General features: G+C 74.0%; 3 protein-coding genes. All 3 read right to left on the minus strand.

Annotated features, from left to right (window positions below; all coding sequences use genetic code 11):
- Positions 1–45: 45 nt before the first annotated feature.
- Complete coding sequence (locus CCN44_RS40515) at positions 46–912, minus strand: LLM class F420-dependent oxidoreductase (RefSeq protein ID WP_059249747.1); 867 nt, start codon at positions 910–912, stop codon at positions 46–48.
- A gap of 93 nt (positions 913–1,005) precedes the next feature.
- On the minus strand, positions 1,006–1,509 hold the full coding sequence (locus tag CCN44_RS40520; protein ID WP_059249746.1) for a heme-degrading domain-containing protein: 504 nt from the start codon (positions 1,507–1,509) through the stop codon (positions 1,006–1,008).
- On the minus strand, positions 1,509–2,420 hold a 912-nt coding region (locus CCN44_RS40525; RefSeq protein ID WP_086704169.1), incomplete at its 5' end, for a Gfo/Idh/MocA family protein. The genes CCN44_RS40520 and CCN44_RS40525, both read right to left, overlap by 1 nt.

Consider the following 2,420-nt stretch of genomic DNA (forward strand, 5'->3'; position numbering starts at 1 on the left):
GGGCCGCATGTCGCATACGGCCCCGCGCCCCTCGGGTCGGTTCACTCACGCCAGCAGAGAGGCGAGGGTGCGCCACTCCTTCCTCGGCAGGGTGTCGCCCGGGTTCGCCGTCACCACCTGGAGGGCCACGTGGTCCGCGCCCGCCTCGTGGAAGGCGGCTATCCGCTCCCGGATCCGGGTCTCGTCACCCCAGGCGAAGACCGCGTCGATGAGGTGGTCGCTGCCGCCGTCGGCGACGTCGGACTCCGTGAAGCCCAGCCGGAGGAAGTTGTCGGTGTAGTTGGGGAGGGCCAGGTACGGGGCCAGGTAGGCGCGGGCCGTCTCCCGGGCGCGGGCCGGGTCGGACTCCAGGACCACCTTGAACTCCGGGGCCAGCAGCGGCTCCTCGCCCAGCACCTCGCGGGCCTGGGCGGTGTGCTCGGGCGTGACCAGGTAGGGGATCGCGCCGGCCGCGCGGTCGCCGGACAGCTCCAGCATCTTGGGGCCCAGCGCGGCGAGCACCCGGCGGTCGGCCGGCACCCCCGCCCGGTCCAGCTCGTCGAGGTAGCCCACCATCGCCGTGTACGGGCGGCGGTAGCCCTGCACCAGCGGGCCGTGGCTCACGCCGAGGCCCAGCACGAAACGGCCGGGACGGGCCGCCTCCGCCGTCAGGTAGCCGGCCGCCGTGGTGGCGGCGTCCTGCTGCCAGACGCTCTGGATGCTGGTGCCGACGGCGATGCGCCGGGTCGCCTCGATGAGCGGGGTGGCGTGGTCCACGGTGGTGTTGCCGCCCAGCCACACCGCGCCGTACCCGAGTTCCTCCAGCTCGGCCGCGGCCTCGGCCAGTTCACCGCGGCGGGCCGGGTCCTCCGAGCGCAGTTCGAGGCTCCAGACGCCGTAGCGGCCGACGGTCTCCTTCAGCGAAGTGGTCATCGGGTGCGATCCTCCGGTGGTGGGGTGGTGCCGTGATCATCATCTGTCGCCACTGCCAACCGGAGGGCACCCCGGGTGATTCCCGCCGCGCGCTCAGCCGTCGGTACGGCCGAGGAACACCTCCAGCGCCTCCACCACGAACCGGTGGTCCTGGAGCTGGGGGAGGCCGGAGACGGTCACCGCGCCGATCACGCCCGCGCCCTCGACCGTGATCGGGAAGGACCCGCCGTGCGCCGCGTAGGTGTCCGGGTCGAGGCGGGAGGAATCCTCGAAGGTCGTGCCCTTGGCGCGGAAGCGGGCGCCGACCAGGTAGGAGGGGGCGCCGTAGCGCTCCACCACCCGGCGCTTGCGGGCGATCCAGGCGTCGTTGTCCGGGGTCGAGCCCGGCAGGGCGGCGTGGAAGAGCTGCTGGCCGGCGCGGTGGATGTCGATGGCGACCGGGGCCTGCCGCTCCCGGGCCAGCTCGACCAGGAGGGAGCCGAGGGCCCAGGCGTCGTCGTGGGTGAACCGACGGAAGACCAGCCGCCGTTGCTGCGCCTCCAGTTCCTCGAGGGACGGGGTCAGCTCGGGCGTGCTCCGGGGGGTGATCTGGGGCATCAGAGGGTCACCGTCACCTTCTCGCGGGCGGACCTGCGGGCCGCTTCCAGTACGTCGAGCGCGGCAGCCGCCTCCAGGGCGGTCACCGGATTGGGGCCGGCGCCGCGCAGGGCGTCGGCGACGGCGGCGTAGTAGGCGGGGTAGTCGCCCGCGAGGGTCGGTACGGGGGTGCCGCCGCCGGTCAGCGGGGACTCGCCGGAGCCGATACGACCCCACAGGGACGGGTCCTCGGCGCCCCAGTCGACGGTGCCGCCGGGACGGCTGCCCTCGCGCAGGGCCGCCTCCTGGGGGTCCAGACCGTACTTGACGTAGCCCGCGCGGGAGCCCAGCACCCGGAAGCGCGGCCCCAGTTGGGCGGCCGTGGCGGAGACGTAGAGGTGGGAGCGGACGCCGCTCGCGTGCGTGAGCGCGATGAAGGTGTCGTCGTCGGTCTCGGCGCCGGGGCGGCGGATGTCCGTCTCGGCGTAGACCTCGGTGGCCGGGCCGAAGAGGACCAGGGCCTGGTCGACGACATGGCTGCCGAGGTCGTAGAGCAGACCTCCGATCTCTGCCGGGTCGCCGGACTCGCGCCAGCCGCCCTTGGGCTGGGGCCGCCAGCGCTCGAAGCGGGACTCGAAGCGCCAGGCGTCGCCCAGTTCGCCGTCCGCGAGGAGGTGGCGCAGGGTCAGGAAGTCGTTGTCCCAGCGGCGGTTCTGGAAGACCGAGAGCAGCAGGCCGCGTTCCTCGGCGAGCACGGCGAGCGCGCGGGCCTCGGCCGCGGTGCCGGCGACCGGCTTGTCCACGACCACCGGCAGACCGGCCTTGAGGGCGGCCGTGGCCAGCGGGACGTGCGTCTTGTTCGGGGAGGCGACGACGATCAGGTCCAGTTCGTCCGCACGGTCGAACAGCTCGTCGGCGGTGGCGGCGAGCCG

The organism is Streptomyces tricolor, from assembly GCF_002155905.1.
Classification (GTDB): Bacteria; Actinomycetota; Actinomycetes; order Streptomycetales; family Streptomycetaceae; genus Streptomyces; species Streptomyces tricolor.

Bases quoted from the DNA above. Each gene is read 5' to 3' on its own strand.
- CCN44_RS40515 (WP_059249747.1), bottom strand. From the start codon at position 912: ATGACCACTTCGCTGAAGGAGACCGTCGGCCGCTACGGCGTCTGGAGC.
- CCN44_RS40520 (WP_059249746.1), bottom strand. From the start codon at position 1,509: ATGCCCCAGATCACCCCCCGGAGCACGCCCGAGCTGACCCCGTCCCTC.